Origin of the sequence: Microbacterium sp. SA39, assembly GCF_000967865.1 — a bacterium.
In the GTDB taxonomy this organism is placed as follows: domain Bacteria; phylum Actinomycetota; class Actinomycetes; order Actinomycetales; family Microbacteriaceae; genus Microbacterium.
This window is the reverse complement of record NZ_JXRU01000036.1, coordinates 205,500-227,432: the sequence shown is the minus strand read 5'-3', so window position 1 is coordinate 227,432 and position 21,933 is coordinate 205,500. Positions and strand designations below refer to the sequence as shown.

The following is a 21,933-nucleotide window of genomic DNA, read 5'->3' as shown; positions in this document are numbered from 1 at the left end:
CTGAGCCGGGTCAGCGCCGCGCGCTGAGCTTCTCGGCCCAGGCGATCGCGTCGCGCACGCCGTCGTCGACGGAGCGCTCCGCGTGCCAGTCCAGCACCGCATGGGCGTGATCCACGATGGCGAAGGCGCCGGCCTGATCGCCGGGGCGGCGGCCGGTCTCGACGACGGGCAGTGGCTCCCCGGTGACACGCTCGAACGCAGCGACCAGTTCGCGCACGGTCACGCCGTCGCCCGTGCCGAGGTTGATCACCTGATAGGGCTGCTCCTCGGTCGCGACCTCGTCGAACTTCCGCACGGCGGCCACATGCGCGAGCGCGAGATCCCAGACGTGGATGTAGTCGCGAAGTCCCGAGCCGTCGCGCGTCGCCCAGTCGGTGCCGGTGATCGTGAAGGGTTCACCGGCCGAGCGCGCCTGCATGATCTTGCCCAGCGCGTGGGAAGGCGACGGGTTCTGCTGGCCGGTCCGCAACTGCGGGTCGGCCCCGATCGGGTTGAAGTATCGGAGTGCGATGGCACGGAAGTCGCCGGCCGTCGCAGCGTCGTGCAGGATCTGCTCGACCATCGCCTTCGTGGTCGCGTAGGGGCTGGACGGGGCGAGCACGCCGTTCTCGTCGACCCCTTCGCCACTCTCCCCCGCATACACCGATGCGGATGAGCTGAACACGATGCGGGTGATGCCGGCGTCGCGCAGCCGCTGCAGGAGGAGCACAGTCCTGCCCACGTTCGAGTCGTAGTAGCCGAGCGGATCGGCGACCGACTCGGGCACGACGGCGCGCGCGGCACAGTGGATGACCGCATCGATATCGGGGTGGTCGGCCAGCAGCCGATCCAGCAGCTCGGCATCCGCGATGTCGCCCTCGTAGAGGTTGCGTCCCTCACCGAAAGCGCGAAGGCCCTTGGAGAGGTCATCGAGGATGACGACATCGATGCCGGCTTCGATGCACGCCGTCGCGACAGTGGACCCGATGTAACCGGCGCCGCCGGTGATCAATACCTTCACCGTGCCCAGTCTAGCCAGCCACGCACGGACTTCATCGGAGGCCGCTCTCCGCAGATCCGAAGGCGGCGGACGGTAGGCTACTCACTGCTCGTCGAGTCGCGCGCTGTCCTGCGGCAGCGGTCTGCGGCACCAACATCGGAGAACTTCCCTGTGGCCCACGTCCTTCAGAATGTCGTCTTCCCACTCGATCGCGACCCCGATCTGCTTCCCCTCTATGCTGACCCGGAGACCTGGTCGGTCATCGAGAACGAACCGGTGCGCGTATCCAACCGGGCGCATCTGGGCAACATCCTCGGCCGTCATCGCGCGCGCATCGTCGCCGGACGCCGCGTGTCGCTCGGCACCTACTTCAACGCGTTCCCCGCCTCCTACTGGCAGCACTGGACCAGTGTGCGCGCCGTGCGCCTCACGGTGCGGACCACAGGTCCCGCGACGATCCTCGTGTACCGCTCCAACGGCTCCGGCATCCGCCAGCGGGTCGCGACCCGTGAGGTGACCGGCGAGTCGACCACGGACTTCGACCTCGAGCTGACGCAGTACAGCGACGGCGGATGGATCTGGTTCGACATCGTCGCCGACGAGAAGCCCGCGGTGCTCGAGGGCGCCGAGTGGACCACGGAGCAGGAGCCGACGCGCAAGGGCAAGGCCTCGCTCGGCATCACGACCTACAACAAACCGGACTACTGCGTCGAGACGCTCCGAGCGCTCGCGGCTTCGCCGGACGCTCTCGAGTTCGTCGACCGGATCTTCCTCATCGACCAGGGCACCCAGCTCGTCTCCGAGCAGGCCGGCTTCGAGGCGGTCGCCGGAGACCTCGGCGAGACGCTGCAGCTCATCCGCCAGGACAACCTCGGTGGCTCGGGCGGATTCGCCCGCGCCATGCACGAGACGCTGCAGCGGCCGGAGAGCGACTTCGTGCAGCTTCTCGACGACGACGTCCGGCTCGAGCCGGAATCCCTCCGCCGCTCGATCGTCTTCGGCCAGTACGCGACGACTCCGGTGCTGGTCGGCGGACACATGTTCGACCTGCTCGACCGACCGAAGCTCCACGGATGGGCCGAGGTCGTCGACGAGCATCCGTTCATGTGGCGCAACCTCTACCAGGAGCAGATGCCGCACGACTTCGGCGTGGCGAACCTGCGCCAGTCGACGCTGCTCCACATGCGGATGGACGCCGACTACAACGGCTGGTGGATGTGCCTGATCCCCGTCGACGCGATCCGCGAGGTGGGCCTGGCACTCCCCGCGTTCATCAAGTGGGACGACGCGGAGTTCTGCCTGCGCGCCGGCGAGGCCGGATTCCCGACGGTGTCGATGCCCGGCGTCGCACTCTGGCATGTCTCCTGGGTGAACAAGGACGACACGATCGACTGGCAGGCCTACTTCCATGCGCGCAATCGGATCGTCGCCGGCCTCCTGCACTCGAACGCGCCGCGCGGAGGGCGCCTGCTGACGCACAGCCGCCGCGTCGACCTCAAGCACCTCATGATGATGCAGTACTACCCGGTGGCCCTCCGCGCCCGCGCGCTGCGCGATGTGCTGTCCGGCCCGGAGCACATGCGCGGGAACCTCGCGACCGCCATGCCTGCCGCGCGTGCTCTCGCCGCCGAGTACCCGGAGACCGTCGTGCACCGCGACCCCCGCACGGTGCTGCACTCCCGCCGCGGACGCCAGGTGTACAAGCAGCTGTCGAAGAACGATCTCGACAGCCCCAAGGGGCTGAAGCTGAGGTGGTTCACGCTGTCGACCCTCGCGTCTCACTGGCTTCATCGGCCGGACCCGGCGAACATCGCACAACCCGAGGTCGAGGTCGGCAAGGAGGACGCGCACTGGTGGCGCGTTCCGGCATTCGACAGCGCGCTCGTGAGCTCCGCCGACGGGTCGGGCAAGAACATCTACACCCGCGATCGAGTGAAGTACCGTCGGATGCTGCGCGAGAGCATCCGACTGCACGCCGAACTCCGCCGCCGGTGGCCCCAGCTCCAGAAGCAGTATCGCGATGCGCTCCCCGAGCTCGTCTCGCCCCAGTCCTGGCAGCAGATCTTCGAGGAGAAGGCATGACCGCGGCGCCCGCTGCATTCGATCCCACGACAGCGACGATCGTCATCGTCACCTTCAACCGGTCGCACCTGCTCGCGGGTCTGCTGACCAGCATCACGGCGATGAACCCGAAGCCGGGTCACGTCGTGATCATCGACAACGCCTCGGCTGACGACACCACCGACGTGGTCGAGTCGTTCCGAGAGGTGATCGGCACCGAGATCGTGTACCGCCGCCTCGAGACGAACACGGGCGGTTCCGGCGGATTCAGCGAAGGCATGCGCACGGCGTATGAGCTCGGCTCGGAGTGGATCTGGATGATGGACGACGACGTCGAGGTCCTCACCGACGGCCTTGCGAAGATGGGCAAGTGGGCGCCGCGGTTCAAGAGCATCCAGGGCCGACGCTACGACTACGACGGCAGCGAGTTCTACTGGCAGTACCGGATCGCCGAGCGCATGGGCATTCCCATCCCCTTCGCGCCCTCCAAGTTCGACGCCTCCGGCTTCAAGGAGATGAACAGCGGATGCTTCGAGGGCATGTTCATCCACCGTTCGATCGTCTCGCAGATCGGCCTCCCCGACCCCCGCTTCTTCATCTACTGGGACGACCAGATGTACGGGTGGCTCGCCTCGCGGCGCACGACCGCCGTCATCGTCGACGAGTTCGTGCTGAGGCGCACTCGTGAGATCAAGCAGTGGGACATGGGCATTCGCCACATGAACGCCTCCAGCAACGCGTACCGCTACTACATCATGCGCAATCGAGGATTCATCAAGCAGTACTACCGCGTGCACGGTGTCTACAACCCGGTGCTCTTCGGGCTGGGCACTGCGGCGACGTTCACCAAGGAACTCATCCGACTCGTGTTCGTCGAGCGGACCGTGCGCGGAACCAGCAACCTGTTCCGCGGTATCCGCGACGGCGGCAAGGCCGGTCGCGATCGCACCTGGCAGCCGATGGAGCCCCTGGAGGCATGACGATGGATGAGCAGCAGCCGGAACTGCGGTGGGCACCGCTGGAACCAACACCGAAGCGGACCGGCCGCGTCTGGCTGATCGTGGGGCTAGCCGTCGCCGCGCTCGTCATCGTGGGTGTGCTGCTCTTTCTCTTCCTGCCGCGGGGCGAAACGCCGGACCCGGTGTCGAGTCCCTCAGCGACCCCTTCGGCGACGCCGAGCGCGACACCGACACCGACCTCGACCCCCTCGACGGCCCCGGAACCGAGCGAGACCCCGGTCGCCACGCCGCCGCCGGCGACCGACCCGACCGTCGAGGCATTCCGCGGACAGGTGAGCGGGTGGCTCAACGACGCTCCCCGTGGCCTCGACATCATCGCGGGAGCGAACGGTCCGGACGCTCTGCCGGTCGTGGAGACGCTGCAGCAAGACGCGCAGCGCCTGTCGGACGCGCAGCCGCCGTCATCGATCTCCGAGGGATGGCGCGAGGGCGTCTCGGCGTATTCGCAGAGCCTGACCGAGCTCTCGTCCGCCCTGTCATCGGGTGCCGCGCCCGCGAGCACGATCGACGCCGCGCGCACGGCCGTGCAGAACCTGCGGACCCTCGTCGGGCTCTGAGGCGCTCAGGTCAGGCGTTGTAGTCGGCGTTGTAGCGCGCGAGCACATCCGCGATCGGTGCGTCGAGCACCAAGGCGCCCTTGTCGAGGTAGAGGCCGCGCGTGCAGAACCGGCGGAGGTCGCGCTCGTTGTGGCTCACGAAGAACAGCGTGCGGCCCTCGGCGAGCAGTTCGTCGATGCGTTTGTAGCACTTCTCCCGGAAGGCCTTGTCTCCGACGGCGAGGACCTCGTCGACCAGGAGGATCGGCTCATCCAACTGCGAGACGACCGAGAACGCCAGGCGCACCTTCATGCCGTTGGACAGGTGCTTGTAAGGCGTCTCCTCGAAGCCGGCAAGCTCCGCGAAAGCGATGATGCCGTCGTAGCGGCGAGACACCTCGTCGCGTGACATCCCATGCAGTCCGGCGGTGAGCCGCACGTTCTCGCGCACGGTGAGGTCACCGACGAAGCCGCCGGTGATCTCGATCAGCGGGGCGACTCCCCCGTTGACCGTGACCTCGCCCGCGTCGGGCAGCAGCACCTTGGCGACCAGCCGCAGCAACGTCGACTTTCCCTGTCCGTTGCGTCCGACGACGCCGATGGACTCCCCCGGCTGCACCGTGAAGGAGACATCGCGCAGCGCCCAGAACTCCCCGGGCCGCGAGCGCCGTGACGCACCGGAGAAGAGGTCCTTGAAACTGCGCCTACCCCGCCGGTTGCGGCGGAAGTGGACACCGAGACCCTGCACCTCGATCGCCGAGGACATCACAGCTCCTTCAGCACGGGTCGCTCCAGACTCCGGAAGGTCCAGATGCCCAGAGCGAGGATGACGACGCACATCACGGCGCTGATCACCACAGGCGTGGTCTGCCACAGTTCCGGGAAGAAACCGACCCGGTAGAGGGTGAAGATGCCGGACAGCGGGTTGAACGCACCGATGGTGTCGAACGGCGCCGGGAGGTCCTGGAAACTGTAGATCACCGGCGAGGCGTAGAAGAGTGCACGCAGGATCAATGCCGTCGTGCGCTCCAGATCGGCGTAGAGAACGCACAGCGGCGCGACGAGCAGCCCGAGGCCGACGAGCAGCGTGGTCTGCATGAGCATCGCGACGGGGAACCAGAGCAGCATCCAGTTGACGGTCGCACCGCTGAACACCGCGAAGAGCACGAGCACCGGCATCGAGAACAGGAACTCGATCCCCTTGCTCAGCACGATGCGGTTGACCCAGATGGAGCGCGGGATCGCCGTCGAGCGCACCAGGCGGGAATCCTTCTTGAACGCACGGGTGAAATCGGACACCGAGCCGTTGAACCACACCCACGGGAGGAGCGCGACGATGAGGAACACGATGTACGGGTCCTCGCCCACCGTGCGGTGGAAGACCTGCGTGAAGACGAACCAGTAGATGGCGCTCATCACGAGCGGATCGAGCACCGACCAGAGGTACCCGAGGAAGCTCGTCGCGTACCGTACCTTGAGGTCTCTCGCCGAGAGCAGCCACAGCGAATGCAGGTATCGCCGGGGCGTTCCCGGCGCCCCGACAGCAGCGTGACTCACAGTGTCGATCTTAGGCGAGCGTGTTGTTCCACATCGACAGCGCCGAGCCGATCGCCATATGCATGTCGAGGTACTGGTACGTGCCGAGACGACCGCCGAAATGCACGTCCTTCTCGCCCTTGGCCAGCTCCCGGTAAGCCAGCAGGCCCTCGCGGTCGGTGGGCGTGTTCACCGGGTAGTACGGCTCATCCTCGCGGTTCGCGAACCGCGAGAACTCGCGCATGATGACTGTCCTGTCCTGGTCGAACACTTCCTTGCGCTCCGGGTGGAAGTGCTTGAACTCATGGATGCGCGTATAGGGCACGTCCATGTCGGGATAGTTCATGACCGGAGTGCCCTGGAAGTCACCGACGTTCAGGACCTCCTGCTCGAAGTCGAGCGTGCGCCAGCTGAGCGCACCCTCGGTGAAGTCGAAGTAGCGGTCTACCGGGCCCGTGTAGACGACGGGGACCTGACCGACGGTCGCCTTCTTGCTGAGCGGCTGCGAGTCGTCGAAGTAATCGACATCGAGCTTGACCTCGATGTTGGGGTGGTCGGCCATGCGCTCGATCCACGCGGTGTAGCCGTCGGTCGGCAGGCCCTCCCACGTGTCGTTGAAGTAGCGGTTGTCATACGTGTAGCGCACCGGGAGCCGGCTGATGATGTCGCCGGAGAGCTTGTGCGGGTCGGTCTGCCACTGCTTCGCGGTGTAGTCGCGGAAGAACGCTTCGAAGAGCGGACGGCCGACCAGAGCGATGCCCTTCTCCTCGAAGTTCGCGGCGGTCTTCACGTCGAACTCGCCCGCCTGCTCCTTGACCAGCGCCCGCGCCTGATCGGGGGTGTACGCGGACTGGAAGAACTGGTTGATCGTGCCGAGGGTCACCGGCATCGGGAAGACGGTTCCCTTGTGGGTCGTGTAGACGCGGTGCACGTAGTTCGTGAAGTTCGTGAAGCGGTTCACGTACTCCCACACCGTCGGGTTCGACGTGTGGAACAGGTGCGCGCCGTAGCGGTGGACCTCGATCCCGGTCTCGGATTCCGCCTCGCTGTAGGCGTTGCCGCCGATGTGATGACGACGATCGATGACGGTGACTTTGCGGCCCGCTGCTGCTGCGCGCTCCGCGATGGTGAGGCCGAAGAAGCCCGACCCGACGACGAGAAGATCCATACCTGCAATCGTATCGGCGCGTACCTGAGAGCTCAGCGCCCGGCGCCGGCGCTCGCCATCAGGTCGACGGCGGTGCCCACGACGATGCGCGGGGTTCCCGCCCAGCGCGCGGCGTCGGTCGACGCACGTCCGTCGACGAGCAGCTTGATACCGGGGAGCTGCGCAGGCTCGAGCTCGCGATAGGCCGCATGGTCGGTCTGCAGGACGGCGATGTCGATTTCGCCACCCAGCGCATACGGCTCGAAACCGAGACGACGGAGCTCATCATCGCTGTAGAGCGGATCGTGCACGTGCACGACTGCGCCGCGCTGCTCGAGCGCGGCGACCGTCGGGAACACGCCCGAGAATGCCGTCTCCTTCACGCCTCCGCGGTAGCTCGCGCCGAGGACGACGGCGCGCATCCCGGAGAGCGATCCGAGCAGGCTCTCCGCCTGAGCGACGAGGCGTTCCGGCATCGACTCGTTGACGCGACGTGCGGTACGCACGATGTCCGCGCCGGGATCCGTCGAGAGGTAGAGCTTCGGATACACCGGGATGCAGTGTCCGCCCACGGCGATGCCCGGACGGTGGATGTGGCTGAACACCTGCGAGTTGCAGGCCTCGATGACCTGATAGACGTCGATGCCGTTGGCTCCGGCGAACAGGGCGAACTCGTTCGCGAGCCCGATGTTCACGTCGCGGTAAGTCGTCTCGGCCAGCTTCGCCATCTCGGCGGCTTCCGCGCTGCCCAGATCCCAGACGCCGTTCGCCCGCGCGAGATCGGGGCGGTCGTCGAATTCGAGCACCGCCTCGTAGAACTCGACGGCTCGGCGGGCCCCCTCGTCGGACAGGGCGCCCACGAGCTTCGGGTACTTCCGCAGGTCGGCGAAGATGCGTCCCGAGTACACGCGCTCCGGAGAGAACACCACGTGGAAGTCCTCACCCTCGGTGAGGCCGGAGAGCTCCTCGAGCATCGGCTTCCACCGACCGCGGGTGATCCCGACCGGCAGCGTCGTCTCATACGACACCAGGGTTCCGGGGCTGAGATGCTTCGCCAGTGACGCCGTGGCCTGATCCATCCAGCCGAATTCAGGCTCCGCCGTCTGTTCGTTGACGAACAACGGCACGACGACCACGACGGCGTCGGCGCCGGGGATCGCCTCTGCGTAGTCCGTCGTCGCTCGCAGACGCCCGGCTGCGAGCGCCGCGGTGAGCTTCTCCTGCAGCTGAGCCTCGCCGGGGAACGGCTCGACACCCCTGTTGATCGTGTCCACGAGTGCCGGGTTCACGTCGACCCCGATCACCTCATGCCCACGGTCGGCGAACTGCAGAGCGAGAGGGAGGCCGATCTTTCCGAGGGCCACGACGGCGATACGCAGGCGAACCAACATATTGGACGGGGAGTCCGCTTCCCGCCGTGCAGGAGCCCGGCCAGATCGGACGGGCGCCGTTCGCGCGTCAGGAGCCGGGTCGCCGGAAGAGGACCGCGTACGCATCGCCCTCGGCGTCAACGACCTGGTCCCACCCCGCTCGTTCCATTCCCTCGAGCTGGACGGGCGCGTCCGTGGCGACGGCGATGAAGTCGCTGTCGTACTCGTCTGCCAAGTCGATCAGGGCGTCAACCGACAACTCGCTGTACCCGGGCGCACGCGGCTCGAGGCACTGCTCGTATCCGCCGAGTTCCGCCAGTCGCTTCTTCCACTGCGCCCACGGCTCGCCGCCGTATGGCACGTTCTTGCAGTCCGCGATCACTGCCCGCTCGGATACGAACTTGATCCACACCTGCTGAGGGGACGCGACGATCGACTCCCCGGCGGGCACGGCTCGCTCGGCGTTCTCCCCCCAGACCCGGAAGTCGGCGAAAGGGGTGATCGCGAAATCAGGAGCGCGCAGCGCGAGGCCGCCGTTGCCTGCCGCCGCCGCCAGCACGAGCACAGAAGCGATCAGGGCCGCCGCAGGCCGTGTCCTCACGTGGTCACGCCTCAGCTGACGAAGCACCGCGAATCCGAGGAAGGGAATCAGGAGTGCGAGCGTGTAGAAAACGAGGCGGCTGATGAGAGGTCCGGCTGAAACGAATCCCCACGCAGTGAGGATCATCAGCCAGCCCAGCCCCCACGCGGCGAGAAGCGCGACGTAGCGCCAGCCCCTTGCCCGGGACAGGAGGGGCGTCACCGCACCCCAGACTGCGAAGGGAATGAGTACCGCGGCGAGACGGTAGACGTTGACTCCCTGGGCGAGCGGACCGAGGACGGGCACGCTGAGCGCATCCATCGCGAAACCGCCCGCGTATCCGAGCGTCGCGAGCCCCACGGTGCTCAGCCAGAGCCAGCGCCGGGCGCGAGGCAGCGCGAACACGCTCAGCGAAGTGAGGAGGATCAGACCAAGCGTCGAGACGATGTCTCGCTCGTCCCAGGTATGAGCCGCACAGTGATAGGGGATCATCGTGTCGCAGATCTCCACGAAATCCGCGAGATTCGAAGCCACCGGGCGGATCAGCAGCCCGAAGCCCACTACCGCTGCGGTGAGCCCGCCGGCCAGTGCCAGCCACCAATCGACGCGACGGTCTCGGACCGCCTCGACGATCAGGAGCGCCACCATGAGCACGATCGCGATCGATCCTTGCTGGACGTGCACCACCGATATCGCGGGTCCGACGATCACAACCAGGAGCCGTCGTTCCGTCAACATCCCGGCGATGAGCAGGTAGATCATGTTGGCGGACAGCACGGCGGGCAGAGCAATGGCGATGACAGGCGTACCCGTGCCGCCGAGCATCCAGGGCATCAGTCCCGCCACGACGGTGACGAGCACTCCGACGCTCGCGGATGCGGACGGAACGAAGTGGCGCGCGAGCATGGCCGTCGCCGCGCCGAAGGCGAGAAGACCCGCAGCCCAGTACAGCCCGTAGACGAGGGGCAGGATGTGCAGGGACTCGCCGAAGGAGGTCAGAAGATCGAAGAACCAATGGGGCTGCGGCGCCGACTCCATGAACCAGTCGTTCGCGTACGCGTCGGGCCTGACCCAGTTGATGCCCTCTGTGGAGAGGACGAAGTGGTCCGCCCAACCCGCAAGGTAACCGAGCCCGGTCCTGCTTGAGAGCTCCAGCACTCCCAGGATCGCCGCAAGCAGGAGCGGGAGCGTCCAGCCCCATCGGCTCCCTCTGCTCGCCCGGTCCTCGGGTCGCGTCGTCGTCGTCTTCTCGTCGGTCGTCACTCTTGCCCCGCTCCTTGCCCAAACCCTGACCATCTTACGCACGCCCCCGCGCGCAGCGGTTTCTGATGTTCGCGGTACGCTGGGACGTGTGACAGACGAGATCGACCGCCCGGAAGCTCACCTTCCCCGCTCAACGCGCCTGTTCCTTCTCCTCGTCGGCGGAGTGGTCGCGATCGGCTCGCTCCTGGTCGTACTCGCTGTCCCCGAGCTGCGTCCGCAGCCGGGGTCCCTCGCCGCTCGGGCGACCCACGTCGCCGGTGGGGAGCCCGGCTTCACCTTGCTGCTCACGCTTCTCGGAGGCACCGAATCGGACGCCGCGTGGCGATCCGCCGCCGTCCTCCAGGCGTTCCTCATCGCCATTCCCTCCCTCTGGATGCCGCTCGCGGTCGCCCGCATCTTCCACCGGGCGCGGGCCGGCTACGCGCTGCTGCTGCTTCCCCCGCTGATGTGGCTGCTCAACAACGGCACCGTTCTCGTCGGCACCGAATTCGGCATCACCGACGATGTGAGCAGCGACCGGGTGCCCCTCCCGCTCGGCATGGTCGCATCTCTGACGTTCCTCGGACTGTCCCTCGCGCTGCTGTTCACCACATACCGGCTGTCCCGGGCGCGCCTGATCGGGGCCACCGCCCTCGTTCTCCTGCTCGCGGCGCTCGCCGGCTCCTTCGGTTGGCTGGCTGGAGTATCGGTCGCACTGTCGGCCAGCGTCCTCTGGTGGTTGCATCTGCCTCGCGGACGACGCCTCCTCCCCGCCGCCCTCGTCGCGATCGTGATGGTGGCTGGAGCCCTCGGCGCGCAGTCCGCCGCCGTGTGGGCCGCGTCCTCGACCCCCGTGTCGGCCAGCGCGCGCGCATCCGCGTGGGAAGACCTGTACACCGGTCTCACCTACCCGCGGCCCCTCCTGGACCGCCCCTCGATCACCGGGGTCACCGAAGCCGACGTCGAGGACGTTCGCGATTCACCGGATGCCGCCCGCGAGCAGTTCCTGGCGACGGCGGCGAACGATCCTGGCGGAGTCGCGGCCACGATCTTCCAGAAGGTGCTCGCCACCCTCAAGCACTTCGGCGCGATGATCATCGTGATCGTCGTCGGACTCGTCCTCGCCCTCACTCGTCGGGCTCACCAGAGCCGAAGTCTGTCGGCCGCCTTGATGATCGCGGTGCCTCCGCTGGTCCTCGGCCTCGCCTACGCATCGCTCACGATGCCGGTGGTGCACAACTTCTCCGTCCTCTCCGCAGCCCTGTCGTACCTCGTCGCCCTGTCCCTCGGTGCTCTCGTCTGGTCGGTCACGTCGATGCCCTCGCACGTGCGGTCCGTCGAACGCGGGAGGATCAGCAGCCGCGCCGGCATCCTGGTCCGCGCGGAGTACCCAGCGGACTCCGGAATCGACCTCACCGTCGTCGTGCCCACGCGCAACGGCGCAGAAGTCCTGCCGGAGACGCTGTCGCTTCTCGGGCAGGAGCTCGGAGCAGAGGACGAGATCATCGTCGTCGAGAACGGATCGACAGACGAGACCACGAAGACCGTGGGCGAGATCGTGCGCACCTGGCCGCACCCGTCGAAGCTCCTTATGCGGCACTCCGCCCCTGGTCTCGGGGAAGCGCTGCGCGCGGGGACGCTCGCGAGCCGCGGCCGCCGACTGCTCTTGACCGCGGACGACCTGCCGTTCGGGTTCACCGATCTCCAGCAGTTCCGCAAGCTCTCCTCATCGACGGCGGTCGCCATCGGCTCGAAAGCGCACCCCGATTCCGAGGTCGTGCGCAGTCGAACCCGCATGATCCAGTCGAAGATCTTCCGTTTCCTTCGAGAGTCGCTGCTGCAATCGCGGGTCGGCGACAGCCAGGGCACGCTCTGGGTCGACGGCGCCTGGGGGCGCGAGTTCGCCCGCCTCTCCCGCGAGGACGGTCTCATGTGGACCACCGAGCTCGTGCTCGCGGCCGAGCAGCAGGACCATCGCGTCGTCGAGGTCCCTGTCTCGCTCGTCGAACGTCACGAGACCGGGGCGAGCCGGTTCCGTGGCGGCGACGCGATCCGCTCGGTTCTCGGGTTTGTCCGCCTCGCCATCTATAAGGACGACTACTGCAACGAGGACTGGGAGCGTTCGACGCGACCGGACTCGGCTCCGATCGACGCATGAGTGGTGCCCCCATGTCGCCTGCACGCGCCGCCCTCGCTCGGCTCTGGAGTCGCGGAGAGGTGCGCTATCTCCTGGTGGGGGGATTCTGCTTCCTCGCCGATGTGGCGATACTCTGGGTCGCCCACGACCTCCTCGGCGTTCCTCTCCCGATCGCCACCCCCGTGGCCTTCCTCGCGTCGTTCGCTTTCACCTACACGATGCAGCGCGTGATCGCTTTCGGGTCGCAGTCCGCGATCGGGTCGAGCGTGTTCCGCTATACGCTCCTCGTCGTGTTCAACACCGTCGCCACGACCGGGATCGTCTGGGCGGCACCTGCGCTCGGGCTCCCGTGGATCGTCGGAAAGCTCGTGGCCGTGATCGCGACGACGATCTGGAACTACTTCGCCTATCGGCACTTCGTCTTCCGGCCCGCGCGACCCGCACGCGACGCCGACGCCGACGCCTGAGCCGACCGGTCTCTCCTCGTCGCTCGCAGCCGAAGCTGAACGCCCCCGGATAGACTGACTCCATGCCGTTCGCCCGAGGAGAATCCGCAGCTCGATGGTGAATCGCGACCGACTCCCCCGCTGGGTCAACGTGCTGATCGACCGGATCGCGGACGCTCCGACGAGTCCGATCGGCCGTCTCGCCGCCCGCCAGTACGGCAGGCCGAGTCCACGAGGAACGGTTCCCACGACGGTATTCGCCGATCTTCCGCTTCGGGTGCTCATCGCACCCGTCAACTACTCCGGACAGGGCACGGCGTGGGCCCGGGCCCTCGAGTCCAGCGGCGACGGAATCTCCGCGCGCAACATGGCGATCGACGTCGTCGGTGGCTTCCGCTTCCCCGCTGACGTGCTCGTGCCGCTGGCGACCTATCACAATGATCCAGACTGGCAGCGACGCGAGTTCGACGCGGCGTCCGCAGCGACGCACGTCCTGATCGAGGCGGAGGAGCCGCCCTTCGGTCGGCTGCTGGGGCGTTCCGTCTCCGCCCAGGCCACGGCGCTCGCCGACCGTGGCGTGAGTGTCGCCTACATGGCGCACGGCACGGATGTGCGCCTTCCCTCGCGGCATCTGCGCGACAATCCGTGGTCGCACTACAACGACGAATCCATCTACGTGCCCCGCGCCGAGGCGCTGGCAGCGCGGAACATCGCCCTGCTCGCAGACAGCGGTCGCCCATACTTCGTCTCCACACCGGACCTGCTGAGGGACCTCCCGCAGGCGCAGTGGTGTCCCGTCGTCGTGGACCTCGACCGATGGGCGGTACGTCGGACGGAGCGCGACGCGCGATGCCCGCTGAGCGTGGTGCACGCGCCGTCCGTCTCCGCCGTGAAAGGAACCGCCCTGATCCTGCCGGCCCTCGAGCGCCTGGCGGCCGAGGGCATCATCACCCTCGAACTGGTGAGCGGAATTCCGTCGGAGGCGATGCCGCGGATCTTCGCGGGTGCCGACGTGGTGATCGATCAGATGCGGATCGGGTCCTACGGCGTGGCGGCTGTCGAAGCGATGGCCGCCGGATGCGTGGTTGTCGGCCATGTCGCGGCAGACGTCCGGAAGTCGATCGCGCGGCACACCGGCGAGGAGCTGCCGATCGTTGAGGCCACTGCGGATACCATCGAGGAAGAGCTCCGCCGTCTGGCGGCCGAGCCGAGCCTCGCGGACCGCCGTGCAATCGGACAGGCGTTCGTGGCGCACGTGCACGACGGGCGTCTCGCCGCCCGAGTGCTGACACAGCACTGGATCGATCGGCATCCCTCCCGGCAAGGAAAGGCTTCCACAGATGAACCCGATCGCTGAGCGCGCGTGGCAGGTCGTCCCCAAGCCGCTGCAGGACGCCATCGCCGCCGGGGTCGACAAGCTGCAGGGCGCGATCGTCCCCTCTCCTCCCCTACCCGACACGAACAGGCCCTACCGCCTGTTGATCGGCCCGGTGAACTACGCGGGTCAGGGGTACCGCTGGGCGCGAGCCGCCGAGACCAGCGGACTCGTGTCCGCCCGCAACTACGTGCACACAGGCAACAACCCTTTCGGCTATGACGCGGACCACCTGGTCACCTGGCGTATGTCCGAGCACTCGCGCGCCTGGCAACGGGCGATGCTCCAGGTGATCCGCACGGATTACACGCACGTGCTGATCGAGGCCTGCTTCCCGATCCTCGGCGGGCTCTACCGCGGAGACGTCCGGCGTCAAGTGCGTCTGCTGCAGGAAGCCGGGGTGAAAGTCGGCATCGTCGGTCACGGTACCGATGTGCGCCTGCCGTCGACCCATCTTCGCGACCACCCCGACTCGCACTTCGGAGTGGGGGCGGCGGACTGGGCGCCGGTGGAGAGGATCGAGAGGAATGTCGCGGAGAACCTCGCTCTCATCGCAGATCTCGACGTGCCGGTGTTCGTCTCGACCGCCGGACTGCTTCGCGACCTGCCCGACGGACACCTCCTCGGCGTCGTGATCGAACCCGACCGCTGGGCCTCGTCCGAACCCCTGCTCGAACGGAAGCGTCCGCGCGTCGTGCATGTCCCGACGCAGCCCCATGTCAAAGGCAGCCACCTCATCGGCCCCGTCGCTCGGCGACTGCATGATGAGGGGCTCATCGAGTACATCGAACTCACCGACATCGCCCACGACGACATGCCTGCCGTCTTCGGCTCCGCCGATGTCATCCTGGATCAGTTCCGCGTGGGCGACTACGGAGTCGGCGCCTGCGAGGCGATGGCCGCCGGCAGACTCGTGCTGTCCCACGTCTCCACTCAGGTGCGCGATGTCGTGGAGCGACGAGCCGAGATGCCGCTGCCGATCCCTGACGTCAGCGTCGGCACCCTCGAGGGCGTGCTGAGAGACGTCGTCGCTCGCCCCGCAACCTACCGCGCGCTGGCGGCCACTGGCCCCGACTACGTCCGCCGACTCCACGACGGTTCGTTCTCGCGGGATGTCCTGCTGCACGAATTCTTGGAGCAGTGAGATGAGAGTCGCCATCGTCTCACGCATCTACCGACCGGAGCCGGCAGCCGCGTCACTCTATCTGGGAGCGGTCGCGGACGAGTTGCTCGCACGGGGTGACGAGGTCGACGTCATCACCGCGGCACCGCCGCGCGGCATGGCAGCGGAAACGCGCGGCGAACGCGTGCGCACGTTCCCCGTCCTACGCGACGCGAACGGCTATGTCCGCGGATACATCCCCTACCTCAGCTTCGACATCCCGCTCGCGTTCCGTCTGCTGTTCGTACGCCGACCCGATGTCGTCTTCGTAGAACCCCCGCCCACGAGCGGGGTCGTCGTGCGGGTGGTCTGCGCTCTTCGCCGCATTCCCTACGTGTACGACGCGGCCGATGTGTGGTCGGATGCCGCACAGCTCGAGCCGGTCTCGTCCGTCGTGGTGGCCGTCGTGCGTGTCATGGAACGCTTCGCTCTTCGCGGTTCCGCACACATCGTGACGATTTCCCAGGGCGTCGTCCATCGACTGCGCGACCTGAGAGTCGACCGGCCCGTCACCGTCACCGGATTCGGTGCGGACACGAAGGAGTTCCCCGCCGCGATCGCCGAACCTGCGCGGTCGTTCGTCTACGCCGGCAGCTACTCTCCTTCGCATGGCGCCGAGATTCTCGTCGACGCGTTCGCAGAGTTCCTGCCCGCTCATCCGGGCTTCGTGCTCCGATTCATCGGCAACGGCAGCGAGCGTCCCGTCGTCGAGGCGAGGGCGAAAGAGCTCGGCGTCGAGGAGAGCATCGAGTACCTCGACCCGATCCCTCCCGCCGAACTGGTGCCGCACCTGGCATCCGCGGTTGCCAGCCTCGCGACGATCAAGCCCAGCACGGTGTACGGGTACTCCTACGCCTCGAAGGTCTTCTCCTCCTTCTCCACGGGGTGCCCCGTGATCTTCGCGGGGCCGGGGCCGACAGCGGCACTCGTCGACGAGGCGAACATCCGAGTCAGAGCCGGGGTCGCCTGCGAGTACGACGCGACGGACATCGCCGCGGCCATGACGGAACTTGCGGATGCCCCCAGCACGCAGGGGCAGCGCCTCGCCCTGGGCGCGTGGGCCGCTGAGGAGCACTCCATGGCGGCTGTGGCACGTCGCGTGGCGGACGCGCTCCGATCCGTAGTCCGGAGACGATGACATGTCGAGGTTCTTCGCTGCCGCCACCGATTGGCTCATGCGCCACCGCTCCTCGCTGCCCGCGTGGATGAACCGCGCGATGGAGTCGGTCGCGAGAGATCCGGACGGCGTGATCGGGCGGCTCGCCTCACGCCTGCTCGGCGCGGGCACGGATGTCGCCGTGACCACCGTGCCGGACACCGAGATCCGTCTCTACATCGGCCCGACGAACTATTCGGGACAGGCGTTCGCATGGGCGCGCGCCGTCGAAGCCGAAGACCTCCGCGTCGGTGCGCGCAGCGTCGCCATCGAGCTGCCGGGCGGCTTTCGCTTCCCCGCGGACACCACTGTGCCGATCGCCGCCGTGAACGCCTCCCTGCCATGGGCGGAGGCTGAGTGGGAGGCAGCGCGTCGTTTCACCCACCTGCTCATCGAAGCCGAGCGACCCCTCTTCGGTCGCCGCTTCGATCGGGATGTCCGCACCGAGATCGCCGCTCTGGAGGCCGCGAACCTCTCGGTCGCCTACCTGTGCCATGGCACTGACATCCGCGATCCGGCGGCGCACGCCCGAAGGACTCCGTGGTCGCCGTACCCGGATGACCCCCGGACATCCACCCTGCAAGCCGACGCCGAGAGAAACCTCGCCCTCCTTCGAGCCATTCCCCTGCCCACGTTCGTCTCCACCCCGGATCTCCTCGACGATGTCCCATGGGCGACCTGGTGCCCGGTCGTCGTGGACACCGCCCGTTTCGCTTCGGCGGCGGGGCCGTTCGAGTCCGGCACGCCCCTCGTGATTCACGCGTCCAGCTCCGCCGTGCAGAAGGGCAGCCATCTGATCGACGGCGCTCTGGCGCCTCTCCGCAACGACGGAGATCTCGAGTACCGCGTGGTCGTCGGGGCCGCCGCCGCCAACATGCCAGCGATCTATGCGGATGCGGATATCGTGCTCGACCAGTTCCGCCTCGGTTCCTACGGCGTCGCGGCCTGTGAAGCGATGGCGGCCGGCCGGGTGGTCGTCGGGCACGTTCTGCCCGCTGTCCGAGATCGGGTCCTCGAAGCCACGGGCCTCGCGCTGCCGATCATCGAGGCGACTCCCGATACTCTGGCGGATGTCCTCGCCGATATCATCCGGGATCCCGAGTCTGCGCGAGAGTTCGCTGCAACAGGTCCGGCGTTCACAACTGCTGTGCACTCGGGCGAAGCGAGCGCGCGCGCCCTCCTGTCCGGCTGGATCGACGCGACGCCATAGAATCATCGTGATGAAGCAATACGACATCGACGTGGTCATCGCTGTGCATTCGGCGTCTCGTCCGATCCGACGGGCGGTCGCCTCCGTGCTGGACGGCGTGAACGCCGGGGTGCGCGCGATCGTCGTCGCCCATAACATCGACGTCGGCGAGATCCGTGACCAGCTCGGGGTGTTCGCCGACCACACAGGTGTGATGCTGCTCGATCTCGTCGATGGCATCCATTCCCCGGCTGGGCCGATGAACCGCGGGTTGGATGCGGCGACGGCCCCTTACGTCGCGCTCCTCGGTTCGGATGACGAGTTCGCCCCGGGAGCATTGGACTCCTGGCTGGGGATCGCACGGGAGACGGGCGCCAGTACCGTCCTCGCGCGCATCGACCGCCAATCGGCTGGCCCGGATCCGCTTCCTCCGACCCGCCGAGGCCGCACGCGCGACCTCGACGCGGTGAAGGACCGACTCGCGTATCGGAGCGCTCCGCTCGGCCTGATCTCGCGCGAACACTTCGGGGAGCTGCGCTTCACTCCGGGGCTGGGATCAGGAGAAGACCTGGAGTTCACGGCGGCTCTGTGGTTCACCGGCTCGCACATCGCGTACGATCGCGCCGCTCCCGGCTACTACGTCCACGAAGACGGAGAAGACCGCGTCACGTCGGCCGGACGCTCCGTCGCCGAAGACTTCGCTTTCGTGAACGCGATCATGGGCTCCGATTGGTTCCCGCGCCTGAACAGGTCTCAGCGACGCGCCCTCGGCGTGAAGACCCTTCGAATCCATCTCTTCGACGCCATCCTGATTCGTCTGCACAGCGCCGAGGGGCTGGTCGCCCATCGCGAAGCACTCGACGCCGTGATCGGGCAGGTCGAGGAATTCGCGCCGGGCACGACCGCGCTCCTTTCGCGTGTCGATCGAGCGATCATCGCGGCGATGCGTGCACCCGAAGTCGATGAGGCGCACATCCTGGCGCTCCTCTCGGCGCGGTGGGGGCGCTCGCCCGACGCGCTGCTCCCCCGCAATCCCTTCATCGCGTTCCATCGTCAGGCGCCGTACCGCACGCTGCGGGCCACGGTCGCATGACGAACGCCATGCCGACGCACGCGCCGCATCCGCTCGTCGATTTGATCATCCCGGTTCATTCGCCGACAAGGCCCATCGCCAGAGCGGTAGCTTCTGTGGTCGATCACACACACGCGGACGTGCGGGTCAACGTGATAGCGCACAACATCGGTGCCGACGTCATCCGTTCGCACCTCGGGTCGTATGCAGAGCACGCGCGCGTGCGCCTGCTCGAGTTGCGAGACGACATCCATTCGCCCGCCGGGCCGATGAACCACGGCCTCTCCCATTCGGATGCACGCTTCCTGTCGGTCATGGGTTCCGACGACGAACTCTCCCCCGGTGCTATCGATTCCTGGCTCGCGCTGCAGCGCGCCAGCCGCGCGGAGGTCGTGATAGCCCGGATCGTGCTCCCGGACGGGCGGACCGATCCCTACCCACCGGTGCGCGGCGGACGGCGAACCCGCGCTCTGGATCCCCGCAAGGACCGTCTCTCCTACCGGAGCGCTCCGGTAGGTCTCATCGACCGGCAGAGGTTCGGCGCGCTGCGCTTCTCCGAAGGCCTCCAGTCCGGGGAGGACCTCGCATATTCGACGGCGCTGTGGAACAGCGGCGCGCAGATCGCCTACGACCTGCACGGCCCCGGCTACCTCATCAACGACGACGCTGACGACCGGGTCACAGCGGCGCCGCGTCCTGTAGCCGAGGACTTCCGGTTCCTCGACGCGATCGAGGACTTGGACTGGTTCGCGACCGCCGGGCGCACAGCGCGTGAGGCGCTGGTCGTGAAGTTGATCCGGATGCATTTCTTCGATGTGCTTCGCGCGCACCTTGCTCAAGGCGGAGGCGTGCGGGCACAGGCGGATCCATTCAGGTCCGTGCTGGAACGACTGGTGCGGATGGCGCCGAGCGCATTGTCCCTGCTGTCGGTCGCCGACCGGCGCGTGCTCGACGCTCTCCAGTCGCCGCATGTCGACGATGACGAACTCGACGAGCTTCTGGCGGCGCGCTCGCGCTATCGGTCTGCAGCGGCGCTGCTACCGCGGAACCCGTTGTCCGTGCTACATCGACAGGCGCCACTGCGAACACTGGGCGCCGGCGTGCGCGCTGCTTCCGCCTGACCCAGAATCACTCCTGCGCGTCGCGCGCGAGCCCTGCGAGGAAGACTTGCTCGGCGAAAGCCGGAAGACTTTTCGCGACCTCGTGGAAGGACCCCGACGCCGCGATGACACCCTCGTCCAGGTAGCAGACACGGTCGTAGTCCTTGATCGTCGACAGACGGTGCGCGACGGAGATGAGCGTGACCTCACCCTGGAGCGAGCGGATGGACTTCGTCACCTCGTCCTCGGTCTTCGTGTCGAGAGAACTCGTCGCCTCGTCCAGCACGAGCACCAGCGGATCGGTGTAAAGCGCTCGGGCGATGCCGAGGCGCTGTTGCTGCCCGCCGGACAGCGAGACACCGCGTTCACCGATGCGCTCATGGATGCCGCCGGCGCGGGAGGCGATGAGACTTCCGAGCTGTGCGCGCTCCAGCGCGCGGAGCACCCGTTCCTCATCGACCTCGTCCGTCCAGGTGAGGGCGACGTTCTGCGCGATGGTGCCGTCGAAGAGGGCAACCTTCTGCGGAACATACCCGACGCGCCCTCGCCACTGCCGCAGCACCGACCGCAATGGGGCCCCGTCGATGGAGATCTCGCCAGAGGACGCCTGGCTGAGCCCGAGGATCAGATCGATGAGCGTCGATTTTCCCGCCCCCGACGGGCCCACGATGCCGAGCGAACTGCCGAGCGGAATCGTGAGCGACATCCCGCGGATGACGTCCTCCGTCGTGTGCGGGTAGTGGAAGCGGACGTCCGAGAGACGCAGCTCCCGCGGACTGGCCGACAGCTCCATGGTGTCAGCCGGAGCCTGCGAGCTCTTCATGTCGGCCTCGGCCGCCGTCAGGTCGCCGATGACGTCGCGAGCGGAGGGAATGCTCGCGACACCCTGCACCAGACCGCCCTGAACGCCGTTGATCGCCGGAATCAGCCGGAAGCCGGTCGCTGCGAACAGGGCCACGGAGGAGAGGGCACCCGCGAGTCCGTTCTGCGCGAACGCCACCGCGCCGATGAGGATCACTCCACCGATGAGAGCCGATTCGAAGACGAAGCCGGGAACCACGCCGAGGAAGGACCCGTTCGCACGCGCACGTACCGAGCGCTGCCGGTTGGTCGACACGAGGTCTGCGACCTCGGAGAGTCGATTGCGAAGGCTGAGCTCCTTGAGTGCATCGAGCATCTCGGTCATCAGAATCGCGACGCGGTAGCTGAACTCGAGGTTGACCTGGGCTGCCTCTAGGGTCCGGCGCGTGATGACGAAGTGCACGAGAAGGGCGACGACGGTGAGATAAACGAGCGCGATGATGGACGTCATCGGATCCGCGACGAAGAGGACGCCGATGATCAGAATGAAGGTGAAGACGGAGCTCGGCACGCGCATGAGCGGCAAGAGGAACCCTGCCATCGTGTTAGCGATGCCGGCATCCGCGATGCGGGTGATCTCAGCGACCGAGCGCTTGGAACGCTCTTCCCAGCTCGAATTGATGTAAGCCTTGAACATCCGGTCACCGATCTCCAGCTCATATCGAGCGAAGCGGCGAGTGGCGAGCCAGTGGACGGTGACGGTGAGTGCCGACTTGGTGATGATCAGAGCGCAGGCGCTGAGACCCAGCAGAGGAAGGCTCTCCGCGGGTACTTCGCCGATGATCGGAAGCTTGAGAGCCGACCCGGTGAGCGCCGGACCGATCATGACCGCCAGCAGGGACATCGCCACGACGTCGAGCGCGGTGATCAGCGTCGTGACGATCATGTACCCGACGAAGTACCGCTGCGCACCCTTGGGGAGCAACGGGAGGAGGTCTTTCAGTACCGACCAGAGATGCTTCATC

The 21,933-nt window shown here is 67.1% G+C and carries 18 protein-coding genes; 11 read left to right on the top strand and 7 right to left on the bottom strand.

What is annotated here, in order from left to right; translation table 11 throughout:
- Nucleotides 1-10: 10 nt before the first annotated feature.
- A complete protein-coding gene (gene galE, locus RS85_RS13385; RefSeq protein ID WP_082087624.1) occupies nt 11-1,000 on the bottom strand; it encodes a UDP-glucose 4-epimerase GalE in 990 nt (329 codons plus the stop codon).
- A gap of 150 nt (nt 1,001-1,150) precedes the next feature.
- Between galE and RS85_RS13380 the strand changes: the two genes are divergently transcribed.
- The 3 genes from RS85_RS13380 to RS85_RS13370 are packed head-to-tail and all read left to right on the top strand — an operon-like array spanning nt 1,151 to nt 4,616.
- Nucleotides 1,151-3,061, top strand: a complete 1,911-nt coding sequence (locus tag RS85_RS13380; protein ID WP_052703562.1) for a glycosyltransferase — start codon at nt 1,151-1,153, stop codon at nt 3,059-3,061.
- The gene (locus RS85_RS13375) at nt 3,058-4,020 is read left to right on the top strand and encodes a glycosyltransferase (protein ID WP_046013944.1); all 963 of its coding nucleotides are present in this window, start codon (nt 3,058-3,060) and stop codon (nt 4,018-4,020) included. The genes RS85_RS13380 and RS85_RS13375 overlap by 4 nt, the downstream gene beginning before the upstream one ends.
- Nucleotides 4,017-4,616 (top strand): hypothetical protein, encoded by a 600-nt coding sequence (locus tag RS85_RS13370; protein WP_046013943.1) that lies wholly within the window; start codon nt 4,017-4,019, stop codon nt 4,614-4,616. The genes RS85_RS13375 and RS85_RS13370 overlap by 4 nt, the downstream gene beginning before the upstream one ends.
- A gap of 10 nt (nt 4,617-4,626) precedes the next feature.
- Here RS85_RS13370 and RS85_RS13365 read toward each other — a convergent pair whose 3' ends face one another.
- The 5 genes from RS85_RS13365 to RS85_RS13345 all read right to left on the bottom strand — a co-directional run bounded on the left by RS85_RS13365 (nt 4,627) and on the right by RS85_RS13345 (nt 10,491).
- Nucleotides 4,627-5,361 (bottom strand): ABC transporter ATP-binding protein, encoded by a 735-nt coding sequence (locus tag RS85_RS13365; protein ID WP_046013942.1) that lies wholly within the window; start codon nt 5,359-5,361, stop codon nt 4,627-4,629.
- Nucleotides 5,361-6,152, bottom strand: a complete 792-nt coding sequence (locus tag RS85_RS13360; protein ID WP_046013941.1) for an ABC transporter permease — start codon at nt 6,150-6,152, stop codon at nt 5,361-5,363. The genes RS85_RS13365 and RS85_RS13360 overlap by 1 nt, the downstream gene beginning before the upstream one ends.
- Before the next feature lie 10 nt (nt 6,153-6,162).
- A complete protein-coding gene (gene glf / locus RS85_RS13355) occupies nt 6,163-7,299 on the bottom strand; it encodes a UDP-galactopyranose mutase (RefSeq protein WP_046013940.1) in 1,137 nt (378 codons plus the stop codon).
- Between the two features lie 32 nt (nt 7,300-7,331).
- Nucleotides 7,332-8,657, bottom strand: coding sequence for a nucleotide sugar dehydrogenase (locus RS85_RS13350; protein WP_046013991.1), 1,326 nt, complete (start codon nt 8,655-8,657; stop codon nt 7,332-7,334).
- A gap of 79 nt (nt 8,658-8,736) precedes the next feature.
- Nucleotides 8,737-10,491, bottom strand: a complete 1,755-nt coding sequence (locus tag RS85_RS13345) for a DUF6798 domain-containing protein (RefSeq protein ID WP_046013939.1) — start codon at nt 10,489-10,491, stop codon at nt 8,737-8,739.
- 88 nt (nt 10,492-10,579) lie between these two features.
- Here RS85_RS13345 and RS85_RS19065 point away from each other — a divergent pair, with 88 nt between their 5' ends.
- From RS85_RS19065 to RS85_RS13305, 8 genes are all read left to right on the top strand, one after another.
- Complete coding sequence (locus tag RS85_RS19065) at nt 10,580-12,628, top strand: glycosyltransferase (RefSeq protein WP_052703561.1); 2,049 nt, start codon at nt 10,580-10,582, stop codon at nt 12,626-12,628.
- Nucleotides 12,629-12,639: 11 nt separating this feature from the next.
- Complete coding sequence (locus RS85_RS13335) at nt 12,640-13,074, top strand: GtrA family protein (protein WP_052703560.1); 435 nt, start codon at nt 12,640-12,642, stop codon at nt 13,072-13,074.
- 94 nt (nt 13,075-13,168) lie between these two features.
- Nucleotides 13,169-14,410 (top strand): glycosyltransferase, encoded by a 1,242-nt coding sequence (locus RS85_RS13330; protein WP_046013937.1) that lies wholly within the window; start codon nt 13,169-13,171, stop codon nt 14,408-14,410.
- The gene (locus tag RS85_RS13325; protein ID WP_046013936.1) at nt 14,394-15,572 is read left to right on the top strand and encodes a glycosyltransferase family 1 protein; all 1,179 of its coding nucleotides are present in this window, start codon (nt 14,394-14,396) and stop codon (nt 15,570-15,572) included. The genes RS85_RS13330 and RS85_RS13325 overlap by 17 nt, the downstream gene beginning before the upstream one ends.
- Before the next feature lies 1 nt (nt 15,573).
- Nucleotides 15,574-16,728 carry a glycosyltransferase family 4 protein gene (locus tag RS85_RS13320; RefSeq protein WP_046013935.1) on the top strand — a complete coding sequence of 385 codons (1,155 nt, stop codon included), beginning with the start codon at nt 15,574-15,576 and terminating at the stop codon, nt 16,726-16,728.
- Between the two features lies 1 nt (nt 16,729).
- Complete coding sequence (locus RS85_RS13315; protein WP_052703559.1) at nt 16,730-17,956, top strand: glycosyltransferase family 1 protein; 1,227 nt, start codon at nt 16,730-16,732, stop codon at nt 17,954-17,956.
- Nucleotides 17,957-17,966: 10 nt separating this feature from the next.
- The gene (locus RS85_RS13310; RefSeq protein ID WP_046013934.1) at nt 17,967-19,028 is read left to right on the top strand and encodes a glycosyltransferase; all 1,062 of its coding nucleotides are present in this window, start codon (nt 17,967-17,969) and stop codon (nt 19,026-19,028) included.
- Entirely contained in the window at nt 19,025-20,128 is a 1,104-nt protein-coding gene (locus tag RS85_RS13305) for a glycosyltransferase (RefSeq protein ID WP_327037220.1), read from the top strand. Before RS85_RS13310 ends, RS85_RS13305 begins: the two co-directional genes overlap by 4 nt.
- 7 nt (nt 20,129-20,135) lie before the next feature.
- Here the strand turns inward: RS85_RS13305 and RS85_RS13300 are convergent, their stop codons facing one another.
- A complete protein-coding gene (locus RS85_RS13300; RefSeq protein ID WP_046013932.1) occupies nt 20,136-21,932 on the bottom strand; it encodes an ABC transporter ATP-binding protein in 1,797 nt (598 codons plus the stop codon).
- Nucleotide 21,933: the final 1 nt, after the last annotated feature.

Coding starts and splice junctions, on each gene's coding strand:
- RS85_RS13370 (WP_046013943.1), top strand. CDS start 4,017: ATGACGATGGATGAGCAGCAGCCGGAACTGCGGTGGGCACCGCTGGAA.
- RS85_RS13300 (WP_046013932.1), bottom strand. CDS start 21,932: ATGAAGCATCTCTGGTCGGTACTGAAAGACCTCCTCCCGTTGCTCCCC.
- glf (WP_046013940.1), bottom strand. CDS start 7,299: ATGGATCTTCTCGTCGTCGGGTCGGGCTTCTTCGGCCTCACCATCGCG.
- RS85_RS13320 (WP_046013935.1), top strand. CDS start 15,574: ATGAGAGTCGCCATCGTCTCACGCATCTACCGACCGGAGCCGGCAGCC.
- RS85_RS13305 (WP_327037220.1), top strand. CDS start 19,025: ATGACGAACGCCATGCCGACGCACGCGCCGCATCCGCTCGTCGATTTG.
- RS85_RS13335 (WP_052703560.1), top strand. CDS start 12,640: ATGTCGCCTGCACGCGCCGCCCTCGCTCGGCTCTGGAGTCGCGGAGAG.
- RS85_RS13375 (WP_046013944.1), top strand. CDS start 3,058: ATGACCGCGGCGCCCGCTGCATTCGATCCCACGACAGCGACGATCGTC.
- RS85_RS13310 (WP_046013934.1), top strand. CDS start 17,967: ATGAAGCAATACGACATCGACGTGGTCATCGCTGTGCATTCGGCGTCT.
- RS85_RS13325 (WP_046013936.1), top strand. CDS start 14,394: ATGAACCCGATCGCTGAGCGCGCGTGGCAGGTCGTCCCCAAGCCGCTG.
- RS85_RS13330 (WP_046013937.1), top strand. CDS start 13,169: ATGGTGAATCGCGACCGACTCCCCCGCTGGGTCAACGTGCTGATCGAC.
- RS85_RS13365 (WP_046013942.1), bottom strand. CDS start 5,361: ATGTCCTCGGCGATCGAGGTGCAGGGTCTCGGTGTCCACTTCCGCCGC.
- RS85_RS13315 (WP_052703559.1), top strand. CDS start 16,730: ATGTCGAGGTTCTTCGCTGCCGCCACCGATTGGCTCATGCGCCACCGC.